Below are 25,747 nucleotides of genomic sequence, written 5' to 3'. Positions count from 1 at the left end.
ACCGGGTCACCGGGTCACCGGGTCACCGGGCCACCTGTGGGCCGCGGTCAGCGGGTGCCGGTAGTCGCGGCTCCTCGTCAGTGCGGGGCGAGGACGCAGAACTCGTGACCCTCCGGGTCGGCCAGGGACGTCCACGGGACGTCGCCCTGACCCACGTCGAGGTCGGTGGCGCCGAGGGCCCGCAGCCGGGCCACCTCGGCCGCCTTGTCGTCACCGGGGTACGGCAGCAGGTCAAGATGGACGCGGTCCGGCACGGTCTTCACGTCCGGCGTGCGGAGGAATTCGAGATACGGCCCGACACCTCTCGCGGAACGCAACACCGCATGGTCGTCGGACACCTCACGCAGGGTCCAGTCCACCGCCTCGTCCCAGAACCTGGCCATGGCCCGCGGATCCGCGCAGTCGACCACCACCGCGGCGATCGGCCCGGTGTCCCGGTAGACCTCCCGAGGCTCCAGCACGCAGAACTCGTTGCCCTCGGGGTCGGCGAGGACCGTCCACGGCACATCGCCCTGGCCCACGTCGGCGGGCGTCGCGCCGAGAGCCCGCAGTCGCGCGACCAACTCCGCCTGATGGGCCGCGGAAGTGGTGGCGAGGTCGAGGTGCACACGGTTCTTCCTGGCCGTCTTGGGTTCCGGGACGGGAACGACGTTGATGCCGACGGCCACCGGGTCCGGCCAGACGAGGCCGCCGACAGGTCCGACGTAGGTGGTCACGCCGGGGCTGTAAGCACTCCAGCCGAGCGCCTCCGCCCAGAACCGGCCGACCGCCGAGGCATCGAGAGCCTTGACGATCACGTGAACGGGCCGCAGTGCCATGCCGACGATCCTATGCACCCGCCTGCGGCTGCGGCTGCGGCAGCGGCAGCGGCAGCGGCAGCGGCAGCGGCAGCGGCAGCGGCAGCGGCAGCGGCCCATCGTGCGCCGGGGCAGCCGGGTGCCGGTGAGCGCCCACGGGCGCAGGCGGAGAGAGGACGCGTGGTCCTGGTGCCGCATGGAGCCTCACCACCGGGCGTGCCGGATCTTCAATCGTCCGAATCCCATGGTCCCGGAGATACGAATTCTCGGTCCGCCGGGACGGGAACGCCGCGGGGCCCTGTAGCGCACGTCCTTCCACTCGGTGCGCACACCCTCGACGTCAACGACCGCGGCGCGAGGCACCGTTATTCTGGCCCCCGCCGGTTCCGAGCTGCAGCTCTATGTCGACGACCGGATGCTCGATGATCGCTCGGGACAGATCCAGGCGCGCCCTTCCGAAGGCGCACTCGACCTTGAGGATCCGAGGCACCCGCCAGACGCCTCGCCGCTGGATCCGTCCGCTGGCAGCGCCGATCGTTGACGTGGTGTCCGGCTGCTCCGCCGGCAGCGAGGCCAGAGCCGACACGAGCTCGCCGTGCGCCTCGGCGGTGAGCGCCTGATGGAGGCGTGCGTCCAACTCCTCGTGCGAGATGAGCCCTTCGGTGTACGCCTCCTGCAGGCGCCGCACGGCTGCATCGCGGTCGTCTTCGCCGATCAGTGGCGGCGTGTCTTCCGGTAAGGGGGCCACCGTTTCACCCTACTGTCGTACCGCTGATGCGAACGCGCCAAAGTCCGCAGTGGCCAGGGCACCCGCTTCCGCCCCACCGCTGGCACGATCCCGACGCTCTGGAGCCGCCTTCGGCCTCCGAACCCGATCCCGGCTACGCTTGATCTTCGGCAACGACGTGAGGCCGGCGTGCTCCACGCGGCCCCCACTCTCCGTCGTCTGCGGGCTCACGACCATGTCGGCGCCCGACTGTCCGGTCCCGCAACGCTGCGGTCTCTCAGTCCTGGACGTACCGGACGACAGAACCTGCTCCTTGGCGGATCCGGAGTCTTCGGCGGAGAAGTCGTCGACATCGGGCTGGCCGGTCGTCCGGCCGGTGCCGCGGGAGCGCGCCAGAGCCAGACAGCCGAGGACCGTGGCGATCAGCCCCAGTACCAGGGCGATGGCACCCCCGGCCACTCCGTTGCCGGTGCCGAGACCACCGTCGGCGACGGCCAGGTTCAGCGCGCCGATGACCATGCCGGTCAGGCCCGCCACCAGGGATGCGGTGGCCCCCCTTTTCCCGTTGCCGTTGCCGAGACGACCGGCGGATCGGGAGCGGGCCAGAGCCAGCCCGCCGGTGATCACGCCGGCCAGCGACACCAGTGCGGCCACGGTGCCCACGAGCCGCCCGGCGGTCAGGTCGTAGGCATCGGCGGCGACCAACTGGACCGACGGGTCCGCGGCAGGTGCGGCAAGCACACATCCGACTGACATGTCTCCTCCTGACGACTGGATGTGGCCCGAGCATGTCCGCCGTGCCCACCACCGGTCGTCCGGCGGGCGGACGCACTTCGCGCTGCCGCCGATGGCGCACCCGGCTACCGCCGACGCGGCAGAAGCTGGGGAAATACCACGTGTGCGGTAGCCGACCGCTCGTCCGTGAGCGGGACTCGCTCCCAGCACCGCCGGACTAACGTGCACTCAGCAACACGTGCCAGGTTGTTCGCCTTCGCCGACGTAGCCAGCGGAGAACACCCCCGCACCCGCGATCCGCAGCCCCTGCTCGCCACCACCGCACACCGGGAGGTGTGACCGTGACCGCACCGGACCAACGCGCCTGCGTCCGCTCCCTGGCCGACGACGTCCAAGCAGCCGTCGACTGAGCCTGACGCGTGCAGACCGCGGTCACACCCGCTCACGCATGACACTGCGCAAGCCCCCGACCACGCTCGGCGATCAGCCAACGGAACGCAAAAAAGCCCAGGTCACAAGCTATGAGACCTGGGCTTCTCGGAGCCGCCTTCGGGATTCGAACCCGAGACCTACGCATTACGAGTGCGTTGCTCTGGCCATCTGAGCTAAGGCGGCGCGCTGTCCGCACTATGGTGCGATCAGCAACGTCGGTAAGTCTACACAGTTTCCGGGGTGCTCCGTACCAGCCCTCCACGCACCCCGGAAGACACGCGTGATCAAGGTTATGAGCAGCGCTTTCCTCGGGTGGGCGGGGTGCCGTCGAGGAGGTAGGTGTTGATCGCGGAGTCGATGCAGGCGCTGCCGCGGCCGTATGCCGTGTGACCGTCGCCGTCGTAGGTGAGGAGTCGTCCCGAGGACAGCTGGGAGGCGAGGGCCTGGGACCAGCGGTAGGGGGTCGCCGGGTCGCGGGTGGTGCCGACGACGACGATCGGGGCCGCCCCCTTCGCCTCGATGCGGTGCGGGATGCCGGTGGCCTGCACCGGCCAGTACGCGCAGCCCAGCGCCGCCCAGGTCAGGAACCGGCCGAAGACCGGGGAGGCCTTCTCGAAGGCGGGGAGCGCCTGTCGCACCTGGGCGGGGGTGGAGAACGCCGACGGGGCGTCCAGGCAGTTCACGGCGGCGTTGGCGGAGATCAGGTTCGCGTACTTGCCGTCCGCGCCCCGGTCGTAGTAGCCGTCCGAGAGCGCGAGCAGGCCGGAGCCGTCCCTGTCGTCGATCGCCTGGGTGAGGGCCTGGCGCAGACGGGGCCATGTCCGCTCGTTGTACATCGCCGCGACCACCCCCGTCGTCGCCAGTGATTCGCCGAGCAGGCGGCCGCCCGAGTCGCCGGCCGGGATGGGTTTCGCGTCGAGCCGGGCGAAGAAGGCCTTCAGGTTCCTGCCCACTTGTGCCGGGCTCGTGCCGGCGTCGCCCAGCGGGCAGTCCACCTGCCGCACGCAGTCCTTCGCGAACGACCGGAACGCCGTCTCGAACCCCGCCGCCTGGCCCTCGTTGAGCTTCCGGGCGGGCAGGGACGGGTCCATCCCTCCGTCCAGGACCAGCCGGCCGACGCGTTCGGGGAACAGGCCCGCGTAAGTCGCCCCGAGGAACGTCCCGTACGACGCCCCGAGGTATGTCAGCCGCTTGTCACCCAGCACCGCCCGCAGGATGTCCATGTCCCGGGCGGCCTCGACCGTCGAGACGTGGCGCAGCAACCGCGGGGAGTGCGCGCCGCAGCCGTTCGCGAACCTCTTGAAGGCGTCAACCAGTTGGGCCGTCTCCCGGCGGCTGTCGGGAGTGAAGTCCGTCTGCGTGTACACGTCCATGCGGCGTCCGGTGAGGCAGTGGACCGGCTCACTGCCGGCGACGCCGCGCGGGTCGACGGCCACCAGGTCGTAGCGGGCGCGGACCGGCGCCGGGTAGGTGATGCCGGCGTACGACTGCAGGTAGCGGACGGCCGAGCCGCCCGGACCGCCCGGGTTGACCAGCAGCGAGCCGAGGCGCCCGCCGGGACGGGTGGCCTTCTTGCGGCTGACCGCCAGCCTGATGTCGCCCGCGTTCGGCCTGGCGTAGTCGAGCGGCGCCTTCATCGTCGCGCACTCGAAGTCCCCTTCACCGCAGCTGCGCCAGGTCAGCTTCTGCCGGTAGTACGGGGCCAGCGCGGACGGCGTCGCACCGGGCAACGCCTGGAGTGCGGGCGTCCCCGACGTCGCCGTGGCCCCTGTCGCCGCGGCCGCCGTCGTCGAGGCCGCCGATGTCGAACCGCCCAGCGAGCAGGCCGAGATGAGCAGCGCGGAGGCGAGGAGGAAGCCGGGGGTCGTGCGCAGGGGTCGGTTGCGGCGGACGGGACGAACCTGGGTGGTCGTGCCGCTGGAGGTCGGCCGGGGGCAGCTCCTGATGTACATGACCGCGATCGTAACTCTGCGCGACCATTTGGTCACCATTCGCAAGCGGAGTGACTCGTACGGGTGACGGCGTCGATGTGCCGGTCCGCCATATGGCCTCACTCCGCCGGGCCTCATCCCCGCCGGGCCCCGTCCCCGCCGGCCCTCACCCCGCCCGCAGCGCCATCGTCATCGCCTCCACTGCCAGCAGGGGAGCCACGTTCCGGTCGAGGGCGTCGCGGCACGCGGCGATCGCGTCGATGCGGCGCAGCGTGGACTCCGGTGTGGTGCCGCGGGCGAGACGCTCCAGGGTGTCGTGGACGTCGGTGTTCGCGAGGGCTACGCGGGAACCGAGCTGGAGGGCGAGGACGTCGCGGTAGAAGCCGGTGAGGTCGGTCAGGGCGAGGTCCAGGCTGTCGCGCTGGGCACGCGTCCGCCGGCGCTTCTGCTTGTCCTCCAGGTCCTTCATGACGCCGGCGGTACCTCGCGGCAGGCGCCCGCCCTGCGCCGCGCCCAGCGCCGCCTTCAGCTCCTCGGTCTCCTTGACGTCGAGTTCCTCGGCGAGTTGCTTGGACTCCTCCGTGGCGGCGTCGACCAGTTCCTGTGCCGCCTTGAGGCAGCCGCCGATGTCCTCGACGCGCAGGGGCACCTTGAGCACGGCGGCCCGCCGCTCACGCGCCCGCGGGTCGGTGGCCAGACGGCGGGCCCGGTCGACGTGGCCCTGGGTGGCGCGGGCCGCGGCGGCGGCCCTGTCCGGTTCGACGCCCTCACGCCGTACGAGCATGTCGGCCACCGCGTCCACAGAAGGCGTGAGCAGACTCACATGGCGGCAGCGGGAGCGGATGGTGGGCAGAACGTCCTCGAGCGAGGGGGCGCACAGCAGCCAGACCGTGCGCGGAGCCGGCTCCTCGACGGCCTTGAGGACGGCGTTGGCCGACTTCTCGTTCAGCCGCTCGGCGTCCTCGACGAGGATGATCTGCCAGCGGCCGTTCGCCGGCGCCGTGAACGACTTGCGGACCGTGTCCCGCATGTCCTCGACGAGGATCTGCGAGCCCACGGCGGCGACCGTGCTGACATCGGCGTGGGTGCCCACCAGGGCCGTGTGGCAGCCGTCGCAGAAGCCGCAGCCGGGGGTTCCGCCCAGCGCGCGGTCCGGACTGACGCACTGGAGGGCCGCCGCGAAGGCCCGGGCGGCCGCGGTGTGCCCGGCGCCGGGCGGGCCCGTGAACAACCAGGCGTGGGTCATCTTCGACGCCTCGGGCGGCGGAGCGTCCGCGGCGGCCGAGGTGACGATCGCGTCGGCGTCCCGGGCGGCGGCCTCCAGCTGCGCGCTCAGCCGCTCCTGGCCCACCAGGTCGTCCCACACGGGCATGCGGCACCGCCCCTTCCGTCACGCTCTGCCTTGCCGCCACCCATTGTGCGCGAGGCCACTGACAGCCGAGGCCGGACCGGTGGCCACCCGGGCTGGACCGCGGTCGCCGCCCGACCGGTGATCAGCGCCGCCGTCCGCCCCTGCCACGGCCCCGGCCGCCGCGGCCCCCGCCGCGCCCGCCGTCGTCCCGGCTGCCGTCGTCCCGGCTGCCGTCGTCGTCGTACGCCTCGCGCGGTCCCAGCAGCTCGTCCGCCAGGGTCGGCAGGTCGTCCAGCGGGGTCTCCTCCGCCCAGTCGGAGCGGGGACGGCGGCGCGGGGCACCCTCGGCGTCCACCTGGGGCAGCTCACGCGTACGGTCCTCCGGGCCGCCGGGAGCCGACCGCTCGTCCCGGAAGAAGCCGGGCGGCACCCGGTCCGCGGGGTCACCCGGGCCACGCCTGCTGCTCGCCGGAGCGGCGCCTTCCTCTCGTACGGGAGGAAGTACCGCCGTCTCGTCGGCCGCACCCGGCGGGACCGGAGGAAGCACCGCCGTCTCGTCGGCCGCACCGTCCGGCACCGGGGGCTTGCGCAGCACCGTCGTGTCGTCCGCGGCACCCGGGGGCACCGGCGGCTGCGGCAGCTCGGCGGTCGTCTCCGAGTCGGGGCCGACGGGGCCGTCGGACTTCTCGGGTCCGCCCGGCCGCACCGGCGGCAGCACGGCCGTCTCGTCCACGGGACCGCCGGACGCGTTCGTCGGTGTCACGACCGGTGTGGGGACCGTCACCTCGTTGTCCGGCCCCGGTGCGGACGAGGACGCGCTCCCGGTCGGCTGTTCACGCGACCCGGCCGGTTCCGCCGCCGCACCGGTGCCCTTGGTCGTGTCCGTCCTGGGCGCCGCCGCGGCCGACGCGGCGGCCGCGGCCTCGGCCGCCACCCTCCGCGCCTCCTCGGCCCGCAGCAGCGCCTCCTCGGCCTTGCGCTGCTTCTCCAGCCGGCGCGCCTCGGCCTCGGCCCGCAGCCGGGCCTCCTCCTCGGCCTGCCTGCGGCGACGGTCCTCCTCGGCCTTGCGGCGCGCTTCCTCCTCGGCGCGCGCCTTCTCCTCCGCGAGGAGCCGGGCGCGCTCCTCCTCGGCCCTGCGGCGCGCTTCCTCGGCCCGCTGCCGGGCCTCCTCCGCCTGCCGCTCGGCCTCGCGCCGCTGGGCCTCCTCCAGTTCGCGCCGCTTGCGCTCCTCCTCCTCGGCGCGCAGCCGCTCGAGCTCCGCCTGGCGCTCGCGCTCCAGGCGCTCCTCCTCGGCCTTGCGGGCGGCCTCTTCCTCGGCCTTGCGCCGCGCTTCCTCCTCGGCCTTGCGGCGGGCCTCCTCCTGGGCCTTCACCTCGGCCTCGGACAGCGGCAGCATCATGTCGAGCCGGTGCCGGATGACGGTGGTGACCGCCTCGGCCTCCTGGCCCGCGTCCACGACCAGGTAGCGCCCCGGGTCGGCGGAGGCCAGCGTCAGGAAACCGGACCGCACGCGCGCGTGGAACTCGGCCGGCTCCGACTCCAGCCGGTCCGGCGCCTCGGTGAACCGCTCGCGGGCGGTCTCGGGCGAGACGTCCAGCAGCACCGTCAGATGCGGCACGAGGCCGTTCGTCGCCCAGCGGGAGATGCGCGCGATCTCGGTGGGCGACAGGTCGCGGCCCGCGCCCTGGTAGGCCACCGACGAGTCGGTGTAACGGTCCGAGATGACGACGGCGCCGCGCTCCAGGGCGGGCCGCACGACGGTGTCCACGTGCTCGGCGCGGTCGGCGGCGTACAGCAGCGCCTCCGCCCGGTGCGACAGCCCGGCCGACGACACGTCCAGCAGGATCGACCGCAGCCGCTTGCCCACGGGGGTGGCGCCCGGCTCACGCGTCAGCACGACCTCGTGCCCCTTGGCGCGGATCCACTCCGCGAGCGCCTCGGCCTGGGTGGACTTCCCGGCTCCGTCGCCGCCCTCCAGGGCGATGAAGAAGCCCGAGGCGGCCGGGGCGACCTCCGGCTCGTCCCCGCCCCGCAGCGCGTCCAGCAGGTCGCGCCGCAGCGGAACCCCGGAACGGTCGTCCACCTTGGCGAGCACCAGCGCGGCCACCGGCAGCAGCAGCGCACCCACCAGCATCAGGGTGAAGGCGGCGCCCCCGTGCGCGAACACGAACTTGCCGTTCTCCAGCCGGTGCGGACCGATCAGCGCCGCCAGCACGGGGGCGATCACGGCGCTGAGCGCCACGAAGACCCGTACGACCGCGTGCAGGTGCTCGGTCGTCCGCGTCCGGCGGAAGTCCTCGGCCTCCTGGTCCAGCAGCGCGTGCCCGGTGTTCGCGGCGATGCCCGCGCCCACGCCCGCGAGGGCGAGGATCAGGATCACGCTGGTGACGTCCGGTACGAGCCCGGCGGCGAGCAGCGCCACGCCGGTGAAGGCGATGGCCAGGGCGAGCAGCCGGCGGCGCGACAGCGCGGGCAGCACCGACGGCGCCCTGCGGATGCCGACGACGACGCCACCGGTCAGCGCGACGACCAGCAGCCCGAAGGTGACCGGCCCGCCGCCCAGGTCCTTGGCGTGCAGCACGGCGACGGCGACCGCGGCGGAGACGGCGCTCGCGACGGCCGCGCAGGCCAGCACCAGGATCGTGATCGCGCCGGTGCGGCCCTTGTCGGCGCCCGTGCCCGCCTTGGGGCGGCGCAGCCCTTCGAGCGGCGACCGCGCGCGGGGGGTGCGTGTGCCGGGCAGTTCGAGGAAGACCAGGACCGAGAGGGACGCGGCGAACAGTCCGGCCGCCACGTACGAGGCGAGTGCCGCCTGGTGCTGGCCGAACCAGTCGATTCCGGCGCCCAGCAGGTTGTTGAGCAGCGCGACGACGACGAGGCCACCCGCCGCGAGGGGCACGGCCACGAATCCCGTACGCAGGGACAGGCGCCGCAGCGCGTCCATGTGGTCCGGCAGCGGGCGCACGGTCGCGCCCTCCAGCGGGGGCGCGGGCAGCAGCGCGGGCGCCGCGCTCTCGCGGCAGACCGTCCAGAAGCGCTCGGCGACTCCGATCACGAAGGCGGTCACCAGCAGGACCGCGAGCGCGTTCGGCGGAGTCCAGTCGATCCACAGCGGGGCCACGATCAGCAGCGCGGCGCGCAGTCCGTCCGCGCCGACCATGGTCCAGCGGCGGTCGAGCGGGCCCTCCTGCGACGTGAGCGACGTGAGCGGTCCGAGGAGGACCGCCCCGAAGAGCAGTGTGGCCAGAACGCGCGTGCCGAGGACGGCGGCCACGGAGAGGGCGACCCCGCGATAACCACCGCCGAACGAGCCCTGGTCGATCGCCGCCTGGAACGCCAGCAGCACCAGGACGAGCAGGGCGAGGACATCACCGACACCGCCCACGAGCTGCGCACTCCACAGCCGCTTGAGCTGCGGCTGGCGCAGCAGCGCGCGGACGGCGCGCTCACGGGAGTCCGCGACCAGGGCGTCGTCGGGGGCAGGGTTGTGGGCCGTTGGCTGCTCGGCTCGCGTCATCTCTCTCTTCCGTCCGGAGAACCGTCGGATCCCTCTAATGGGCGATGGTACGCGGGCCCTCCGTCGCGCCGGACTGGCCAAGTCGGGCCCTTGGGCGGGGTACCCGTCTCTGGGCGGTCGACATTGAAGCAGAAAACACCCTCTTGGGGAGGGCCGGGCTTTCATCCCGTGGCGAGAGCGGAAGCCAAGCTTCACAACGCTTCCACAAGTGGGCCCCGGCAGCTGCCGGGGCCCACTTGCTCTGTGTACTCGACATCGGGTCGCTCGGCGCCGGACTGCTCGACGCCGGACCGACGCGGGGGCCGCTCGGCGCCGGGCTGCTCGACGCCGGACTGCTCGACGCCGGACCGACGCGGGGGCCGCTCGACGCCGGGCTGACGCCGGACTGCTCGACGCCGGACCGACGCGGGGGGCGCTCGGCGCCGGGCTGACACCGGAGCCGCTCGACGCCGGACCTGACACCGGAGCCGCTCGGCGCCGGGCTGACACCGGGGCCGCTCGACGCCAGACTGCTCGACAATCGCAAGCCGGACGCCGGACCGCGCTACGCCGGACCGACGCGGGGGCGCTCGGCGCCGGGCTGACACCGGAGCCGCTCGACGCCGGACCTGACACCGGGGCCGCTCGACGCCGGACTGCTCGACAATCGCAAGCCGGACGCCGGACCGCGCTACGCCGGACCGACGCGGGGGGCGCTCGGCGCCGGGCTGACACCGGAGCCGCTCGACGCCGGACCTGACACCGGAGCCGCTCGGCGCCGGACTGCTCGACAATCGCAAGCCGGACGCCGGACTGCCCGACACCGGATCCACTCCGCGTCGGATTACTCCCCGTCGGGCGCCTTGGCCGCCGCCTTCTTGGCGGGAGCCTTCTTCGCGGCGGTCTTCGCGGCGGTGCTCGCGGCCGTCGTCTTCTTGGCGGCCGTCTTCTTCGCCGGGGCCGCCTTCTTCGCGGTCGTCTTCTTCGTGGCGGTCTTCTTCGCCGCCGCCTTCTTGGCCGTCTTCTTGGCGGGCCCCTTCGCCCGCTTCTCGGCGAGCAGCTCGAACCCGCGCTCCGGCGTGATCGTCTCCACGCTGTCGCCCGACCGCAGGGTCGCGTTGGTCTCGCCGTCGGTGACGTAGGGACCGAAGCGCCCGTCCTTGACGACGACCGGCTTGCCGCTGACCGGGTCCGCGCCCAGCTCCTTCAGCGGCGGCTTGGCCGCGGCCCGGCCACGCTGCTTGGGCTGGGAGTAGATCTCCAGCGCCTCTTCGAGCGTGATCGTGAAGAGCTGCTCCTCGGACTGCAGCGACCGCGAGTCCGTGCCCTTCTTCAGGTACGGCCCGTAGCGCCCGTTCTGCGCGGTGATCTCCTGGCCCTCGGCGTCGGCGCCGACGACACGCGGCAGCGACATCAGCCTGAGCGCGTCCTCCAGCGTCACCGTGTCCAGCGACATCGACTTGAACAGCGAGGCTGTGCGCGGCTTGACCGCGTTCTTGCCCGTCTTCGGGGTGCCCTCGGGGAGCACCTCGGTGACGTACGGGCCGTAGCGGCCGTCCTTGGCCACGATCGTGTGACCGGTCGACGGGTCGGTGCCCAGCTCGAAGTCGCCGCTCGGCTTGGCGAGCAGTTCCTCGGCGAGCTCGACGCTCAGCTCGTCCGGGGCGAGGTCGTCCGGGATGTCCGCGCGCTGGTGGTTGTCCGTGTCCTTCTCGCCGCGCTCGATGTAGGGGCCGTAGCGGCCGACCCGGAGCACGATGTCGTTGCCGACGGGGAACGACGAGACCTCGCGCGCGTCGATCGCGCCCAGGTCGGTGACCAGCTCCTTCAGGCCGCCCAGGTGGTCCCCGTCGCCGTTGCCCGCCTCGGCGGCGCTGCCGTCGCCGTTCGCTCCCTCGCCGAAGTAGAACCGCTTCAGCCACGGCACGGCCTGCGCCTCACCGCGCGCGATGCGGTCGAGGTCGTCCTCCATCTTGGCGGTGAAGTCGTAGTCGACGAGCCGCCCGAAGTGCTTCTCCAGGAGGTTGACCACGGCGAAGGACAGGAAGGACGGCACCAGTGCCGTGCCCTTCTTGAACACGTAACCGCGGTCGAGGATCGTCCCGATGATCGACGCGTACGTCGACGGGCGGCCGATCTCGCGTTCTTCGAGCTCCTTGACCAGGCTGGCCTCGGTGTAGCGGGCCGGGGGCTTGGTGGCGTGCCCGTCGACCGTGATCTCCTCGGCGCTCAGGGCGTCGCCCTCGCTGACCTGCGGCAGCCGCCGCTCGCGGTCGTCCAGCTCGGCGTTCGGGTCGTCGGCGCCCTCGACGTAGGCCTTCAGGAAGCCGTGGAACGTGATCGTCTTGCCGGACGCGCTGAACTCGACGTCCCGGCCGTCGGCCGCCGTACCACCGATCTTGACAGTGACGGAGTTCCCGGTCGCGTCCTTCATCTGGGAGGCGACCGTCCGCTTCCAGATCAGCTCGTAGAGCTTGAACTGGTCGCCGGTCAGCCCCGTCTCGGCCGGTGTCCGGAAACGATCACCCGAGGGCCGGATCGCCTCGTGCGCCTCCTGCGCGTTCTTGACCTTCCCGGCGTACGTACGCGGCCGCTCCGGCAGGTAGTCGGCGCCGTACAGCTGCGTGACCTGGGCGCGGGCGGCCGAGACGGCGGTGTCGCTCAGCGTCGTCGAGTCCGTACGCATGTAGGTGATGTAGCCGTTCTCGTACAGCTTCTGCGCGATCTGCATCGTCGCCTTCGCGCCGAAGCCGAGCTTGCGGCTGGCCTCCTGCTGCAGCGTCGTCGTACGGAACGGCGCGTACGGCGAGCGGCGGTACGGCTTGGACTCGACCGAGCGCACGGAGAACCGCGTGTTCTCCAGGGCCGCGGCCAGGGCCCGGGCGTTCGCCTCGTCCAGGTGGAGCGTGTTCGCGCTCTTGAGCTGCCCGAGCGAGTCGAAGTCGCGGCCCTGGGCGACCCGGCGGCCGTCGACCGTGGTCAGCCGTGCGACCAGCGAGGACGGGTCGGACGGGTCGCCGGCGCGGCCGGTGCCGAAGGTGCCCGTCAGGTCCCAGTACTCGGCGGAGCGGAACGCCATGCGCTCACGCTCCCGCTCGACCACGAGCCGGGTCGCCACGGACTGCACACGGCCCGCCGACAGCCTCGGCATGACCTTCTTCCACAGGACCGGCGAGACCTCGTAGCCGTAGAGGCGGTCGAGGATGCGGCGGGTCTCCTGGGCGTCGACGAGCTTCTGGTTGAGCTGGCGCGGGTTGGCGACGGCCGCGCGGATCGCGTCCTTGGTGATCTCGTGGAACACCATCCGCTTGACCGGGATCTTGGGCTTGAGAACTTCCTGCAGGTGCCAGGCGATGGCCTCGCCCTCGCGGTCCTCATCGGTGGCGAGGAAGAGCTCGTCCGAGTCCTTCAGTAGGTCCTTGAGCTTCTTGACCTGGGCCTTCTTGTCGGCGTTGACCACGTAGATGGGCGCGAAGTCGCGCTCGACGTCCACGCCGAGGCGGCGCACCTCGCCCGTGTACTGCTCGGGCACCTCCGCGGCGCCGTTCGGAAGGTCACGGATGTGCCCGACGCTCGCCTCGACGATGTAGCCGGGGCCGAGGTAGCCCTTGATCGTCTTCGCCTTGGCAGGCGACTCGACGATGACGAGTCGGCGGCCGCCCTTCGCGGTCTCGCTGGTCGGGGACAACTTCGCTCTTCTCTCCGGTCGACGCTGGGGGCGCCCCTGGGGGGCCACGGGGATCTGACACCTTCTGACGCTGCGGAGTGTGACGGTACATCCCGCCCCCGTGTCAAATGACCGAAGTTCATAACGGCCACTCGAACGGTATGCCAATGTATCGGTTAAGCATCACAGTAGCCCGGGGGGCACGAATGAAGGCTACGTCCAGTTGGTCGCTCTCGCCCGAACTTGCCGAGGCCATGTCACTGGGAGTGGCCCCCGAGGACTGGATCGGCCGGCGACGCCCGGTCTGCTCGTACGCCCGGACCAGCGAGAACAAGCAGGAGGGCGCGGGAGCCGGGCGCCAGCACCTGAACAACAGTGCGGCTGCCAGGCAGCAGGGGCTGGCTGTCGTTGCCCATTACACGGACAACCACTTCACAGCCGGGGACCCGGCGGTGCGGCGGCCTGCCTTTCTGCGCATGATCCAGGACCTGAGGGCACGGCGAACGGCTGAAGGAGCGCCGGTCGTGGGCATCGTCGCCGTGGCCGCAGACCGCGTCTACCGTCTCCCCGTGGACCGTCGGCGCACCCTCGGAGCACTGGCCCTGGACGACCAGGGCTGCTTCTACGCGGTGGACGAACAGCGGTACGTCCCCCTCACCGGCGTACCGGACCCCGAGGGATCAGCCTCGGCCGTGGATGACGAGGCTGCCGGAACCCGGCACCGTACGGCCCGCTCGGTCCGGGACAGGGCCAGGGAGGGGAAACAGTCGGGTGGCCACAGGCGCTTCGGCTGGCTGGCCGGGGACAGGTCGCTCGACCGGCCCCACAACCACGAACTGGACCCCGTGGAGTCCGCCTACCTCCGCAAAATGATCGACATGATCCTCTCGGGTCAGCCGAGCGAGGCGGTCAGCGGATGGCTCAATCGCGAGCAGGTGCCCACCGTGCGCGGTGGACGCTGGACGGGGAACACCGTCCGGAACATCGTCAGTAATCCGGCTGTCTGCGGCTATCGCATGCTGGACGGTGAGCTGGTGACCGATCCGGCCACGGGCACCCCGGTCGTCGGTGACTGGGAGACCATCGCCACTCCGGCCGAGTGGCGCCGGCTCACGGCGCTGTACCCCGGCTACTACCGCGTCGATTCCGCCACTTTGAAGGGCGATCCCGCCCGCGGGACCAAGCGCAGGAGCCCGGCTCCGGACGCCTCCCGCAAGTATCTTCTGTCCGGAATCCTCCTGTGCGGCAAGACCGACGCGCAGGGACGGATCTGCGGTTCGCGGATGGTCGGCAACCCTCCCGGAAGGCCGACCGGGCACCCTGCCTACGCGTGCAAACTCCCCGCCTGCCGTGGTGTTGCCCGGCGAGTCGATCTGGTGGACCGAGCCGTCGAGAACCAGGCACTGAGACTCCTGGTCAACAGGTACGGTGCGATGCGTCCGGCCGTGCGGCCCTGGCCCGGCGAAACGGCCCTTGACGCACTGCTGGAGAGGAAGAGACTGCTCAAGCAGCAGTACGTCCAGGGCACCGTCGCCCCTGCCGACTTCTTCGAGTTGCTCCCGGAGCTCGACGCACGGATCGCCGGGTGCCGACGGGACAAGGAGACCTTCGAAGAGGAACAGCGGGCGGACAACGCCCTGGCCGGCATCACGCACGAGCGTTGGCAGGAATTCGACCTCGCCGAGAAGCGTGCGGCCATCCTCCGGGTGATCGAGTCCGTGGTGGTGAGACCGCTGCCCAAGGGACGGGCCACCCACGCGCCCTTCGATCCTTCGCTGCTGGAGTTCGTCCGCCGGTAGGGTCCCGTCCGCGCGTCGTTCTCCCGACAACGGCCTTCCTGCAACTGCCTTACTGCAACTGCCTTACTGGAACTGCCTTCCGGCGACTGCCTTACTGGAACTGCCTTCCGGCGACTGCCTTCCTACAGCTGCCCGAAGCTCCAGGCGGCCAGCGCCAGGGCACCGGCTCCGACCAGTGTCGCGACAGCCACCGAGAGCGTGGGGCGCACTCCATGGGCGACCGCTTCCCGGTGCCGCACCCTGACTCCGGTCCACAGCAGCAGGCCCGATCCGAATACCGAGAACACAGTTCCCGCGAAGATCGCCGGTGCGGTTTCCATCTCTCCCCCGTGCCCTGCGTACTCGGTGCCTCCGGTCGAGGAGGCTCGCACCCCGGGGAGGCCGAAAGACGAACTCCTGGTGAACATCGGGCAGTCCATCGGGCAGTCCTGGGGGGCCGCTCGTCAACGGTTCCCCCCCACCACGTGACATCACCTCGGGCTCAGGCAGGCCCCACAGGACTCAGGCCGGTTCGAGGAAGCCCTGCTGCACCAGCAGCCGGATCTGCGCCGGGGTCCGGTCACGCAGCAACACCGGGTCCTCACCGACGAGTTGCGCGATGGCGTCGAGGATCCTGCCCGCACTGAGCGTGCCGTCGCACACGCCGGCGAAGCCCGCGCCGACCGTGTCCACCTTGGTGGCCCGGCGCATGCCCCGGTTCTGCCGCAGCACCACGTGCTCGGGGTCCTCCGCGCCCGGCAGCCCGACCTGCTCCTGGACGATCTCCTCGACGAGCCTGAAGTGCCCGGTGAGCAGGGCCGCGTCGTCATGCCGGCGCAGGTAGTCGAGGCGCTCGAAGTGCGCGCGCACCGTGTCGCCGAGCGGCTGTTCGACCGGATGCGGCCACTCCTCCACCGTGATCGACGGCTCGGCCGCACCTGTCTTCCGCAGGGTGATCCAGCCGAACCCGACGGCCCTGACCTTGCGCGCCTCGAACTCGTCGAGCCACGCGTCGTACCGCGCCTGGTACTCGGCTGTGTCCCCGCGGTGGTCGCCCGCGTCACGCAGCCACAGCTCGGCGTACTGCGTGACGTCCTGCACCTCGCGCTGCACGACCCACGCGTCGCACCCGCGCGGCACCCAGGAGCGCAGCCGGTCCTGCCAGTCCTCGCCCTCCACGTGCTGCCAGTTGGCGAGGAACTGCGCGAACCCGCCCTCGTTCAGCCGCTCCCCCGCCTGCCGCACCAGCGCGCGGCACAGGTCGTCGCCGCCCATGCCACCGTCCCGGTACGTGAGCCGGGCTCCGGGAGAGATCACGAAGGGCGGGTTGGACACGATCAGGTCGTACGTCTCGTCGTCCCGCACCGGCTCGAACAGGGAGCCCTCACGCAGGTCGGCCACCGGGGCGCCGGACAGCGCGAGGGTGAGCGCGGTGATGTGCAGCGCGCGCGGATTCACGTCGGTCGCCGTCACCCGGGTGGCGTGCCGCGTGGCGTGCAGGGCCTGGATCCCGGAGCCGGTGCCGAGGTCGAGCGCTGAGCCGGCGGGGGTCCGTACGGTGATCCCGGCGAGCGTGGTGGACGCCCCGCCCACCCCGAGTACGACGCCTTCCTCACGGCTGCCGATGCCGCCGGCGCCGCCGACCGCGCACCCCAGGTCGGACACGATGAACCAGTCCTCGCCCTCGGGTCCGCCGTAGGGCCGTACGTCGACGGTGGCGGCGAGGTCGTCCCCCGAGTCCCCGGCGTGCCCGCCGGCGCGCACCAGCCAGCCGCTCTCCAGGCACGCGTCGACCGGCAGCACGTCCGCCACGCGCGCGGACGCCACGGGCTGCTGCAGGAGGAACAGCCGCGCGAGCGCCTCCAGCGGCGAGTCCCCGCGTGTCGCCCGCAGCGCCGGCACGGTCTCGCTGCGGGCAAGCGCCGCGTACGCCGGAGCACCGAGCAGGTCGAGCAGCCCGTCGGCGGTGAAGTCGGCTCGGATCAAGGCGTCCCTGAGCCGCGCGGCGACGTCGGGGCGGTCGGTGGAGGGCAGGTTGGGCAGGCTGGAGTTGCTCACGGTCCCATTGTGTCGGCTACCGCGGACATGGCACGTACACCTGTGGACAACCGCCTGTGGACAACGCATGCCGAGGGTCCGGCACGCGCGCGTACCGGACCCTTGCGAGGCTGACGAAAGATCGCCCTCGGGGTGAGCGGCCAGTTCGAGATCGGCCGGCCTGAGAACGGCCGGCCTGAGAACGGCCGGCCTGAGACCGGTCGGCCTGCGATCAGTGTGCCTGCGATCGTCGGCCTCGGACCGGTCAGCCTGCGACCGGTCGGCCTGCGACGGCTTCCACCTGGCGGTGGCCGTCAGCCCTACGCCACCGCAGACGTCAGCCGCGTCAGCTCTTGGTCGACGGGGACGAGACGGCGGCGGCCTTGCAGCTCTTCTGCTGGGCCATCGCCTTGCCCACGTCGCCCTCCTCCAGCTTGGCGAGCGCGTCGCTGCCGCTCTTGCTCAGCTTCTCCAGTTCCGTGGCGACGTCCTTGAGGCCGTCGGCGAACTTCGCCTGGTCCTTGGTGTCGAGGGCGTCCGACTTCTTCTTCAGCTCGGCGTAGGCGGTGGAGAGCGTGTTGAGCTCCGATACCGCGGCCTGCAGCTTGGTCTTACCGTTCTCGACGTCCGGCGCACCGGCCTTCTGCACGGCGGTGGCCATCGCCTTGTAGGCGTCGGAGATGTCCTGGAATGCCTGGGAGTCCGCCTTCTGCACGGCCTCCGGTGCGCTGTCGTCGGCGGTCTCCTGCTGGATCGCGGCATTGGCGGCCGTGATCTTCTTCGTCTGCGGCTGCACCGCGTCGCAGACCTGCTTGGCCCAGGAGTTCAGCTTTTCGCTGTTGTCGTCGCTGCTGCATCCCGACAGCGCCAGTACCAGTACCGCACCGCCGGACAGTGCGGCCGCGAGCTTCTTGTTCACCGGATTGGTCCCTTCCATGGCTCTCGGCCCCGGAACATACACGGCGAACGAGCGACACCCCTATTTGATATGACCGTCATCATATGGATTGGAGTGATTTACACCAGACGAGATAAGGCTCACGAACAGGGCGCGCACACGGCAGAGCGGGCGGACGACGCGCCAAAGCGCGCCATCCGCCCGCCCGTTGGCCGACGTGAAGCCGGCCGTCGTACCGCCGCCTACGAAACCACCGCGGGATCCGCCGACTTGGCCACCCGGTCGGAGTTGCCTTCGTCACCCACGGCGATACCGCGTCGCTTGGACACGTACACCGCGCCGACGATCACGACGAAGGCGAGAACCGCGATGAGCACGCGGAGCCCGACGCTCTTGTCCTCGCCGTAGGAGAACTTGACGACCGCGGGCGCGATGAGCAGCGCCACCAGGTTCATCACCTTGAGCAGCGGGTTGATCGCGGGACCCGCGGTGTCCTTGAACGGGTCGCCCACGGTGTCGCCGATGACGGTCGCCGCGTGGGCCTCACTGCCCTTGCCGCCGTGGTGGCCGTCCTCGACGAGCTTCTTGGCGTTGTCCCACGCGCCGCCGGAGTTGGCGAGGAACACCGCCATCAGCGTGCCCGTGCCGATCGCACCCGCGAGATAGGCCCCCAGCGCGCCGACGCCGAGCGTGAAGCCGATCGCGATGGGCGCCATGACGGCGAGCAGACCTGGTGTGGCCAGCTCCCGCAGGGCGTCCTTGGTGCAGATGTCGACGACCCTGCCGTACTCGGGCTTCTCGCTGTAGTCCATGATCCCCGGCTTCTCACGGAACTGCCGGCGCACCTCGTACACGACCGCACCGGCGGACCGCGAGACCGCGTTGATCGCCAGCCCCGAGAAGAGGAAGACGACCGCGGCGCCCGCGACGAGCCCGACGAGGTTGTTGGGCTGCGAGATGTCCATCATCAGGTTCATCGGCGCGCCGGCCCCGGAGACCTTCTCGCCCACGTCGTTCGCGGCCGTGAGGATCGCGTCGCGGTACGAGCCGAAGAGCGCCGCGGCCGCGAGGACCGCCGTGGCGATGGCGATGCCCTTGGTGATGGCCTTGGTGGTGTTGCCGACGGCGTCCAGGTCGGTGAGCACCTGCGCGCCCGCGCCCTGGACGTCGCCGGACATCTCGGCGATGCCCTGCGCGTTGTCGGAGACCGGCCCGAAGGTGTCCATGGCGACGATGACGCCGACCGTGGTGAGCAGACCGGTGCCGGCCAGCGCCACCGCGAACAGGGCGAGCATGATCGACGTACCGCCGAGCAGGAACGCCCCGTACACGCCGAGGCCGATCAGCAGGGCCGTGTAGACGGCCGATTCGAGACCGATGGAGATACCGGCGAGAACGACGGTGGCCGGACCCGTGAGGGAGGTCTTGCCGATGTCCCGCACGGGGCGCCGGTTGGTCTCGGTGAAGTAGCCGGTCAGCTGCTGGATCAGCGCGGCCAGCACGATACCGATGGCCACGGCGACGAGCGCGAGGATCCGCGGGTCGCCGCCCTTGGCGACGATCGCCGCGTCCGTGACACCGTCCAGGTCGGCGTACGACGAGGGCAGGTAGACGAAGACCGCGATCGCGACCAGCGCCAGCGAGATCACCGCGGAGATGAAGAAACCGCGGTTGATGGCGCTCATCCCGCTGCGGTCGGTGCGCCGCGGGGCCACGGCGAAGATGCCGATCATCGCGGTGATCACACCGATCGCGGGCACGAGCAGCGGGAAGGCGAGTCCCGAGTCACCGAACGCCGCCTTGCCGAGGATCAGCGCGGCGACGAGGGTCACCGCGTACGACTCGAAGAGGTCGGCCGCCATACCGGCGCAGTCGCCGACGTTGTCGCCCACGTTGTCGGCGATGGTCGCGGCATTGCGCGGGTCGTCCTCCGGAATGCCCTGTTCGACCTTGCCGACCAGGTCGGCGCCGACGTCGGCGGCCTTGGTGAAGATGCCGCCGCCGACACGCATGAACATCGCGATGAGCGCCGCGCCGAGACCGAAGCCCTCCAGGACCTTCGGCGCGTCGGCCGCGTACACCAGCACCACGCAGGAGGCGCCCAGCAGACCGAGCCCCACCGTGAACATGCCGACGACGCCACCCGTGCGGAAAGCGATCTTCATGGCTTTGTGCGAGACGGCGGTGAGATCCTTTTCCGGCTCTCCAGGCGCCGGGGTCGCCTCACGCGCCGCGGCTGCGACCCGCACATTGCTGCGTACGGCCAGCCACATCCCGATATAACCGGTGGCCGCCGAGAACGCGGCGCCGATCAAGAAGAACACCGATCGGCCGACGCGCTGATTCCAGTCGTCCGCGGGCAACAGCATGAGCAGGAAGAACACGACGACGGCGAATACGCCGAGCGTGCGCAGCTGCCGGGCCAGATAGGCGTTGGCGCCTTCCTGGACCGCCGCCGCGATCTTCTTCATGCTGTCGGTGCCTTCGCCCGCCGCGAGCACCTGGCGCACCAGGACTCCCGCGACCGCGAGCGCGGCCAGCGCGATGATCCCGATGGCCATCACGATGAGCCGATTGTCGTCGGTCAGTACTGCGGCTGCGAAGGTTGTGGGGTGATCAATCTGCTGAGGGGTAGAAAGCCCCGCCATTCGTCCTCCTTGACGCTTGGGCTGAGCTCAAGATGTGGACGGATTCTAGGGAGCGGAACCTGATCAAAACAGTGCGCGGCAAACGGAATTAGCCTTCACGTGCCCTGCAGCAAATGATCGCGCGAACCACAGAGAACCCGAAAGGGGTAATACCTCAAAACCGTTTACCGCCGACCGTTGATCAAATTATCGCCCCAATGATCGTGAAGCAATTCACGAAATCGCTCCGCACGATCACTTTAGAGGCGTTCGCCGGCGCCCGGACATGCCGAAGGGCCCTACTCAGTAGGGCCCTTCGGGTCACACGACGATGTGCGGCGAGGCAGGCGTCAGGAGAGCGTGGCCACCGGCGGCGTGGTCGGCCAGCTCATCCGGATCTGGCCGCCGTGCTCGTCCGCGGTGACCTCGACGTCGTCGACGAGGCCGCTGATGACCGCGAGGCCCATCTCGTCCTCCTCGGCCTCCACGTCCGCGTCCTCGTGGGCCCCGTGCGTCGTGCCGCCCGGCACGGCGCGCGGCGCCTCGTCGCCGACCTCGATGGAGAACTGTTTCTCCTCCTCGATCAGCAGCACCCGCACCGGCGCCGAGATGCCGCCGTTCTGGTGCAGTCCGACGGCCCGCGTACAGGCCTCGCCGACGGCGAGCCTCACCTCGTCGAGGACGGCCTCGTCCACCCCGGCCTTGCGTGCGACGGAAGCGGCCACCAGACGGGCGGTCCTGACATGTCCTGGGACCGCGCTGAAGCGGAGCTCAACGGTGGCCATGCATCCCCCTCGGAACTACGGGCGTGCTGTCAGGGGGCCGGGCCGTCGCGGACCCGGTCCCCCTCCTGTTGTCTCAGCCGTCATGGGCACAGGGCCCACCGACGGATCAGTCCGTCGCCGCCACCGCTTCGTCGACCGAGGTGTGGATCGGGAACACCTTGGTGAGACCGGTGATGCGGAAGATCTTCAGAATGCGCTCCTGGTTGCACACCAGGCGCAGCGAGCCCTCATGGGCCCGGACACGCTTCAGGCCGCCCACCAGCACGCCGAGCCCGGTGGAGTCGAGGAAGTCGACGCCCTCCATGTCGACGACGAGGTGGAAACTCCCGTCGTTCACCAGCTCGACCAGCTGCTCGCGCAGCTTGGGCGCGGTATATACGTCGATTTCGCCACCGACCTCGACGACCGTACGATCGCCGACGGTACGGGTCGACAGGGACAGGTCCACGGATCCTCCAGCACCTTGCTAATCGAGCGGTCGCCCCTCGGGACACCTCGGCGGAGCCCCCAGGACGGTTCGCCAGCCGCGATGGCATTCAATCACTTACCGGCAGGCGTGCACGACGCCTTCAGACCATTGTCCGTCACGCCAGTGACACACTCGGTGCCGATGGCCAAGAATCACCGATCCGATCGATCCCCGACGGACGCCGCCTCCCGCCCCGCACCGGGGGCGGTACTGGACCGTCTCGCCTCCGCGCCGGGCCGGGCTTCGCGCATCACTCATACGGAGCACTTGCCCCCGCGTGAGGGCCGCCATGCCGTCTGGCCCGACCGGATCCGCGCGGAAGTCATCGCGGCCGTACGGGCCAGGGGCATCGAACACCCCTGGGCCCACCAGGCACGCGCCGCCGAACACGCGCTGGACGGCGAGTCGGTCGTCGTCGCCACGGGCACCGCCTCCGGCAAGTCGCTCGCCTATCTCGTGCCGGTCCTCTCCGGCCTCCTGGACGGCTCCGAGGCACCCAGCGGCCGCGGAACCACCGCCCTGTACCTCGCCCCGACGAAAGCTCTTGCGGCGGATCAGTGCCGATCGGTGAAGGAAATTTCACATCCGCTCGGGTCTTCGGTACGCCCCGCCGTCTACGACGGCGACACCCCCGTCGAGGAACGCGAGTGGATCCGCCAGTACGCCAACTACGTCCTCACCAACCCCGACATGCTGCACCGCGGGATCCTGCCCTCCCACCCGCGCTGGTCCTCCTTCCTGAAGGCCCTGAAGTACGTCGTCATCGACGAGTGCCACACCTACCGCGGTGTCTTCGGCTCCCACGTGGCCCAGGTACTGCGCCGCCTGCGCAGGCTGTGCGCCCGCTACGGCGCCTCCCCCGTCTTCCTGCTGGCCTCGGCGACCGCCGCCGAGCCCTCGGTCGCCGCCTCCCGGCTCACGGGCGTGCCGGTGGTCGAGGTGGCGGACGACGCCTCCCCTCGCGGCGAACTGGTCTTCGCCCTCTGGGAGCCCCCGCTCACCGAACTGCACGGCGAGAAGGGCGCGCCCGTACGCCGTACCGCCACCGCCGAGACCGCGGACCTCCTGACCGACCTGGCCGTCCAGGGCGTCCGCTCGGTCGCCTTCGTACGGTCCCGGCGCGGCGCCGAGCTGATCTCGGTGATCACCCAGGAACGCCTCGCCGAGGTGGACCGCTCCCTCGCCCGGCGCGTCGCCGCGTACCGCGGGGGCTACCTCCCCGAGGAACGCCGTGCCCTGGAGCGCGCCCTCCACTCGGGCGAACTCCTCGGCCTGGCCGCCACCACAGCCCTGGAACTGGGCATCGACGTCTCCGGCCTGGACGCCGTGGTGATCGCCGGCTACCCGGGCACACGGGCATCCCTGTGGCAGCAGGCGGGCCGGGCCGGCCGCTCCGGCGAGGGCGCCCTCGCCGTCCTGGTCGCCCGCGACGACCCGCTGGACACGTTCCTCGTGCACCACCCGGAGGCGCTGTTCGACCAGCCGGTCGAGTCGACGGTCCTCGACCCGGACAACCCGTACGTCCTCGCCCCGCACCTGTGCGCCGCCGCCGCCGAGATCCCCCTGACGGACGACGACCTTCCGCTGTTCGGCTCCGCCGCCGAGGGCCTGCTGCCGCAGCTCGAGGCCGCGAAACTGCTCCGGCGCCGCACCCGGGCCTGGCACTGGACGCGCCGCGAGCGGGCCGCCGACCTCACCGACATCCGCGGGCAGGGCGGACGGCCGGTCCAGATCGTCGAGTCCGGCACGGGGCGGCTCCTGGGCACGGTCGACGCGGGCGCCGCGCACACGACCGTCCACGAGGGCGCGGTCCACCTCCACCAGGGCCGTACGTACCTGGTGCGCGAACTGGACCTGGACGACTCCGTGGCCCTCGTTCAGGAGGCCGACCCGCCGTATTCGACGGTCGCCCGCGACACGACGTCGATCTCCGTACTGGAGACGGACACCGAGGTCCCCTGGGGTGACGGCCGCCTGTGCTACGGCTCCGTCGAGGTCACCAACCAGGTCGTCTCCTTCCTGCGCCGAAAGCTGATCACCGGTGAAGTGCTCGGTGAGACGAAACTCGACCTCCCTCCTCGTACGCTGCGCACCCGTGCCGTGTGGTGGACGGTCACCGAGGACCAGCTCGACGCAGCCCGGATCAACCCGGAGATCCTCGGCGGCGCCCTCCACGCGGCCGAGCACGCGTCGATCGGCCTGCTGCCCCTCTTCGCCACCTGCGACCGCTGGGACATCGGCGGTGTCTCGATCCCGCTGCACCCCGACACGCTCCTGCCGACAGTCTTCGTCTACGACGGCCATCCGGGCGGCGCGGGCTTCGCCGAGCGCGCCTTCCACACGGCCCGCTCCTGGCTGGCCGCCACCCGGGAAGCCATCGCCTCCTGCGAGTGCGAGGCCGGTTGCCCGTCCTGCATCCAGTCCCCCAAGTGCGGCAACGGCAACGATCCACTGCACAAGCGGGGAGCGGTGCGGCTGCTCACGGAACTGCTGCGGGAGGCTCCGGAGGGCTGAGCGCCGGGGTCCGGGGTGTGGACTTCGTGGGTGTGTGTGGGGTGTGAGGTTTGGGGTGTGAGCTCTGGATGTGGGTGTGAGCTGTCGATGTGGGTGTGAGCGTGGGTGTGGGTGTGAGCTGTGGGTGTGGGGTGCCGGGATCTGAGGCGCTGGGGCCCAAGGTGCCGGGGCGTGAGGTGCCGGGGCGTGAGGTGCCGGGGCGTTGGGCGCCGGCATGTCGCGTGCCGGCTGTCCGGGTGTGACCGGCCCCGGCGGTCCGGCCCTGGATCTGCTCTCCGCGCTGAGCAGCCCTCTGCCGGACGCAACCGTGACATCCGAGGTGTCGCCCCTGATCGCGCACCGCACGAGCCGGGTCTGCTGGGCCCGCGCGACCCGCTTCGCCGTGGCGCACGCCCCGTCCGTACCCTCCGCCCAGTGGTCGGCGGCCGCGAGCGCCGCGAGGTCGGCCGCCCCGGCCGCACGGTGCCGGATCACCACCGCCTGACCCATGGCCAGCAAGACCCCGAAGATCACACACAGCACGGCGATGGCACCCACGGCCCAGACAGTGGCGGACCCACGGTCGGAACGACGGCCGGTCCGAAGGCCGGGTCGAGGGCCGGGTCGAGGGCCGGGTCGAAGGCCGGGTCGAAGGCCGGTCCCGCGGTCCGCCCGGCAATCGGCCCGGAGACCGGGGTGTGGGCCGGTCCGGAGACTGGTGCGTGGGCCGGTCCGGAGACTGGTGCGTGGGCCGGTCCGGAGACTGGTGCGTGGGCCGGTCCGGCGTGCTCCGGCTGTCTTCCGCCGTGGCTCACGGATCGGTCCGCTCAGGTCCCGCGCCAACGTCCCTCGGCATCCTGCGGCGCCCATCACCCGGTCACCCCCACCGTCTCCTCCGCGAGTGCCACGGCCTCATGGCTCAGGTCGAGACTCAGGGCGTCAGGACCGGGCGGGCTCGCCGCGACCACCACGTGCACCAGGTCGCCCTCACGGCTCACGGTCACGCGTGCTCCGTCGGGCGCCAGCCGACGAACCATCGCCACGACCGCGTCGGGCGGATCCTGGCGGGCCGCCGCCCGAGCCCCCGCTCTCGCCGCGTCCACGCACTGGATGTGCGCGCACGCGGCGAGCAACGCCCACACCAACGCCATCGCGAACAGCACCAGCACCGGCAGGACGACCGCCGCCTCGGCGGTCACGAAGCCATGGTCACGGCCCCGCTCGACGGCCGCTCGCCACGGCTCCCGGCCACCACCACCCCGTCGCGCGGCCCACCGCTCAGGCCCCACCGTCGAGCGCCCTCTTCACGATGTCCTGCAACTCCGCCTGCACCTGCCCGCTGGTCACCACCTTGTAGAGCACCGCGGCGAAGGCCACCGCCGCGATGATGCCCACGGCGTACTCGGAAGTGACCATCCCCGCGTCCCTCGGCGCCTGGCGCACCCTCCGCACCAGGGCACACATCCGTCCTCGTACCGCCTGTACTGCCCGTACCGCCTTGTGCATCTCAACCCCCGTAAGGAT

17 protein-coding genes, 1 tRNA gene and 2 pseudogenes are annotated in these 25,747 nt (G+C 71.3%); 3 read left to right on the top strand and 17 right to left on the bottom strand.

Annotation, left to right across the window (positions count from 1 at the left end; all coding sequences use genetic code 11):
• Positions 1 to 77: 77 nt before the first annotated feature.
• From ACZ49J_RS38750 to tmk, 7 genes and pseudogenes are all read right to left on the bottom strand, one after another.
• Positions 78 to 818 carry a VOC family protein gene (locus tag ACZ49J_RS38750; protein WP_467455632.1) on the bottom strand — a complete coding sequence of 247 codons (741 nt, stop codon included), beginning with the start codon at positions 816 to 818 and terminating at the stop codon, positions 78 to 80.
• A gap of 183 nt (positions 819 to 1,001) precedes the next feature.
• Positions 1,002 to 1,545, bottom strand: a pseudogene (locus ACZ49J_RS38745) (DUF1707 SHOCT-like domain-containing protein).
• Between the two features lie 9 nt (positions 1,546 to 1,554).
• Complete coding sequence (locus tag ACZ49J_RS38740; RefSeq protein ID WP_467455634.1) at positions 1,555 to 2,280, bottom strand: DUF6223 family protein; 726 nt, start codon at positions 2,278 to 2,280, stop codon at positions 1,555 to 1,557.
• A gap of 520 nt (positions 2,281 to 2,800) precedes the next feature.
• Positions 2,801 to 2,874: transfer RNA gene (locus tag ACZ49J_RS38735), tRNA-Thr, on the bottom strand.
• Between the two features lie 107 nt (positions 2,875 to 2,981).
• Positions 2,982 to 4,643 (bottom strand): alpha/beta hydrolase, encoded by a 1,662-nt coding sequence (locus tag ACZ49J_RS38730; RefSeq protein ID WP_467455636.1) that lies wholly within the window; start codon positions 4,641 to 4,643, stop codon positions 2,982 to 2,984.
• Positions 4,644 to 4,788: 145 nt separating this feature from the next.
• Complete coding sequence (locus tag ACZ49J_RS38725; RefSeq protein ID WP_467455638.1) at positions 4,789 to 5,994, bottom strand: DNA polymerase III subunit delta'; 1,206 nt, start codon at positions 5,992 to 5,994, stop codon at positions 4,789 to 4,791.
• 121 nt (positions 5,995 to 6,115) lie between these two features.
• A complete protein-coding gene (tmk, locus tag ACZ49J_RS38720) occupies positions 6,116 to 9,490 on the bottom strand; it encodes a dTMP kinase (protein WP_467455639.1) in 3,375 nt (1,124 codons plus the stop codon).
• A gap of 236 nt (positions 9,491 to 9,726) precedes the next feature.
• On the opposite strand from tmk, the gene ACZ49J_RS38715 reads away from it, so the two are divergent.
• Positions 9,727 to 9,921, top strand: a complete 195-nt coding sequence (locus ACZ49J_RS38715; RefSeq protein ID WP_467455641.1) for a hypothetical protein — start codon at positions 9,727 to 9,729, stop codon at positions 9,919 to 9,921.
• A gap of 392 nt (positions 9,922 to 10,313) precedes the next feature.
• Here the strand turns inward: ACZ49J_RS38715 and topA are convergent, their stop codons facing one another.
• Complete coding sequence (gene topA, locus ACZ49J_RS38710; RefSeq protein ID WP_467455642.1) at positions 10,314 to 13,157, bottom strand: type I DNA topoisomerase; 2,844 nt, start codon at positions 13,155 to 13,157, stop codon at positions 10,314 to 10,316.
• Positions 13,158 to 13,342: 185 nt separating this feature from the next.
• Between topA and ACZ49J_RS38705 the strand changes: the two genes are divergently transcribed.
• Positions 13,343 to 14,935: a recombinase family protein gene (locus tag ACZ49J_RS38705; protein ID WP_467455643.1), complete on the top strand. Its 1,593-nt coding sequence runs from the start codon at positions 13,343 to 13,345 to the stop codon at positions 14,933 to 14,935.
• Positions 14,936 to 15,057: 122 nt separating this feature from the next.
• Here ACZ49J_RS38705 and ACZ49J_RS38700 read toward each other — a convergent pair whose 3' ends face one another.
• From ACZ49J_RS38700 to bldG, 6 genes are all read right to left on the bottom strand, one after another.
• Positions 15,058 to 15,255, bottom strand: coding sequence for a hypothetical protein (locus ACZ49J_RS38700; RefSeq protein ID WP_467455644.1), 198 nt, complete (start codon positions 15,253 to 15,255; stop codon positions 15,058 to 15,060).
• 181 nt (positions 15,256 to 15,436) lie between these two features.
• The gene (locus ACZ49J_RS38695; protein WP_467455645.1) at positions 15,437 to 16,972 is read right to left on the bottom strand and encodes a DUF7059 domain-containing protein; all 1,536 of its coding nucleotides are present in this window, start codon (positions 16,970 to 16,972) and stop codon (positions 15,437 to 15,439) included.
• Between the two features lie 325 nt (positions 16,973 to 17,297).
• Positions 17,298 to 17,888 carry a small secreted protein gene (locus ACZ49J_RS38690; RefSeq protein WP_467455646.1) on the bottom strand — a complete coding sequence of 197 codons (591 nt, stop codon included), beginning with the start codon at positions 17,886 to 17,888 and terminating at the stop codon, positions 17,298 to 17,300.
• Positions 17,889 to 18,091: 203 nt separating this feature from the next.
• Entirely contained in the window at positions 18,092 to 20,497 is a 2,406-nt protein-coding gene (locus ACZ49J_RS38685; protein WP_467455648.1) for a sodium-translocating pyrophosphatase, read from the bottom strand.
• A gap of 329 nt (positions 20,498 to 20,826) precedes the next feature.
• The gene (locus ACZ49J_RS38680; RefSeq protein WP_467455649.1) at positions 20,827 to 21,261 is read right to left on the bottom strand and encodes an ATP-binding protein; all 435 of its coding nucleotides are present in this window, start codon (positions 21,259 to 21,261) and stop codon (positions 20,827 to 20,829) included.
• Positions 21,262 to 21,367: 106 nt separating this feature from the next.
• A complete protein-coding gene (gene bldG, locus ACZ49J_RS38675; RefSeq protein ID WP_005475923.1) occupies positions 21,368 to 21,709 on the bottom strand; it encodes an anti-sigma factor antagonist BldG in 342 nt (113 codons plus the stop codon).
• An 81-nt stretch (positions 21,710 to 21,790) separates the two neighbouring features.
• On the opposite strand from bldG, the gene ACZ49J_RS38670 reads away from it, so the two are divergent.
• Entirely contained in the window at positions 21,791 to 24,244 is a 2,454-nt protein-coding gene (locus ACZ49J_RS38670; RefSeq protein WP_467455650.1) for a DEAD/DEAH box helicase, read from the top strand.
• A 222-nt stretch (positions 24,245 to 24,466) separates the two neighbouring features.
• Here the strand turns inward: ACZ49J_RS38670 and ACZ49J_RS38665 are convergent.
• From ACZ49J_RS38665 to ACZ49J_RS38655, 3 genes and pseudogenes are all read right to left on the bottom strand, one after another.
• Positions 24,467 to 24,781, bottom strand: a pseudogene (locus ACZ49J_RS38665) (Rv3654c family TadE-like protein); the annotation flags it as partial.
• Positions 24,782 to 25,092: 311 nt separating this feature from the next.
• Positions 25,093 to 25,512, bottom strand: coding sequence for a TadE family type IV pilus minor pilin (locus ACZ49J_RS38660; RefSeq protein WP_467455651.1), 420 nt, complete (start codon positions 25,510 to 25,512; stop codon positions 25,093 to 25,095).
• Positions 25,502 to 25,729: a DUF4244 domain-containing protein gene (locus ACZ49J_RS38655; RefSeq protein WP_467455652.1), complete on the bottom strand. Its 228-nt coding sequence runs from the start codon at positions 25,727 to 25,729 to the stop codon at positions 25,502 to 25,504. The genes ACZ49J_RS38660 and ACZ49J_RS38655 overlap by 11 nt, the downstream gene beginning before the upstream one ends.
• Between the last annotated feature and the right edge of the window lie 18 nt (positions 25,730 to 25,747).

This window comes from Streptomyces sp. NPDC030840, from assembly GCF_055572015.1.
The sequence above is the reverse complement of the archived record's forward strand: the minus strand, read 5'-3'. Positions and strand labels throughout refer to the sequence as shown.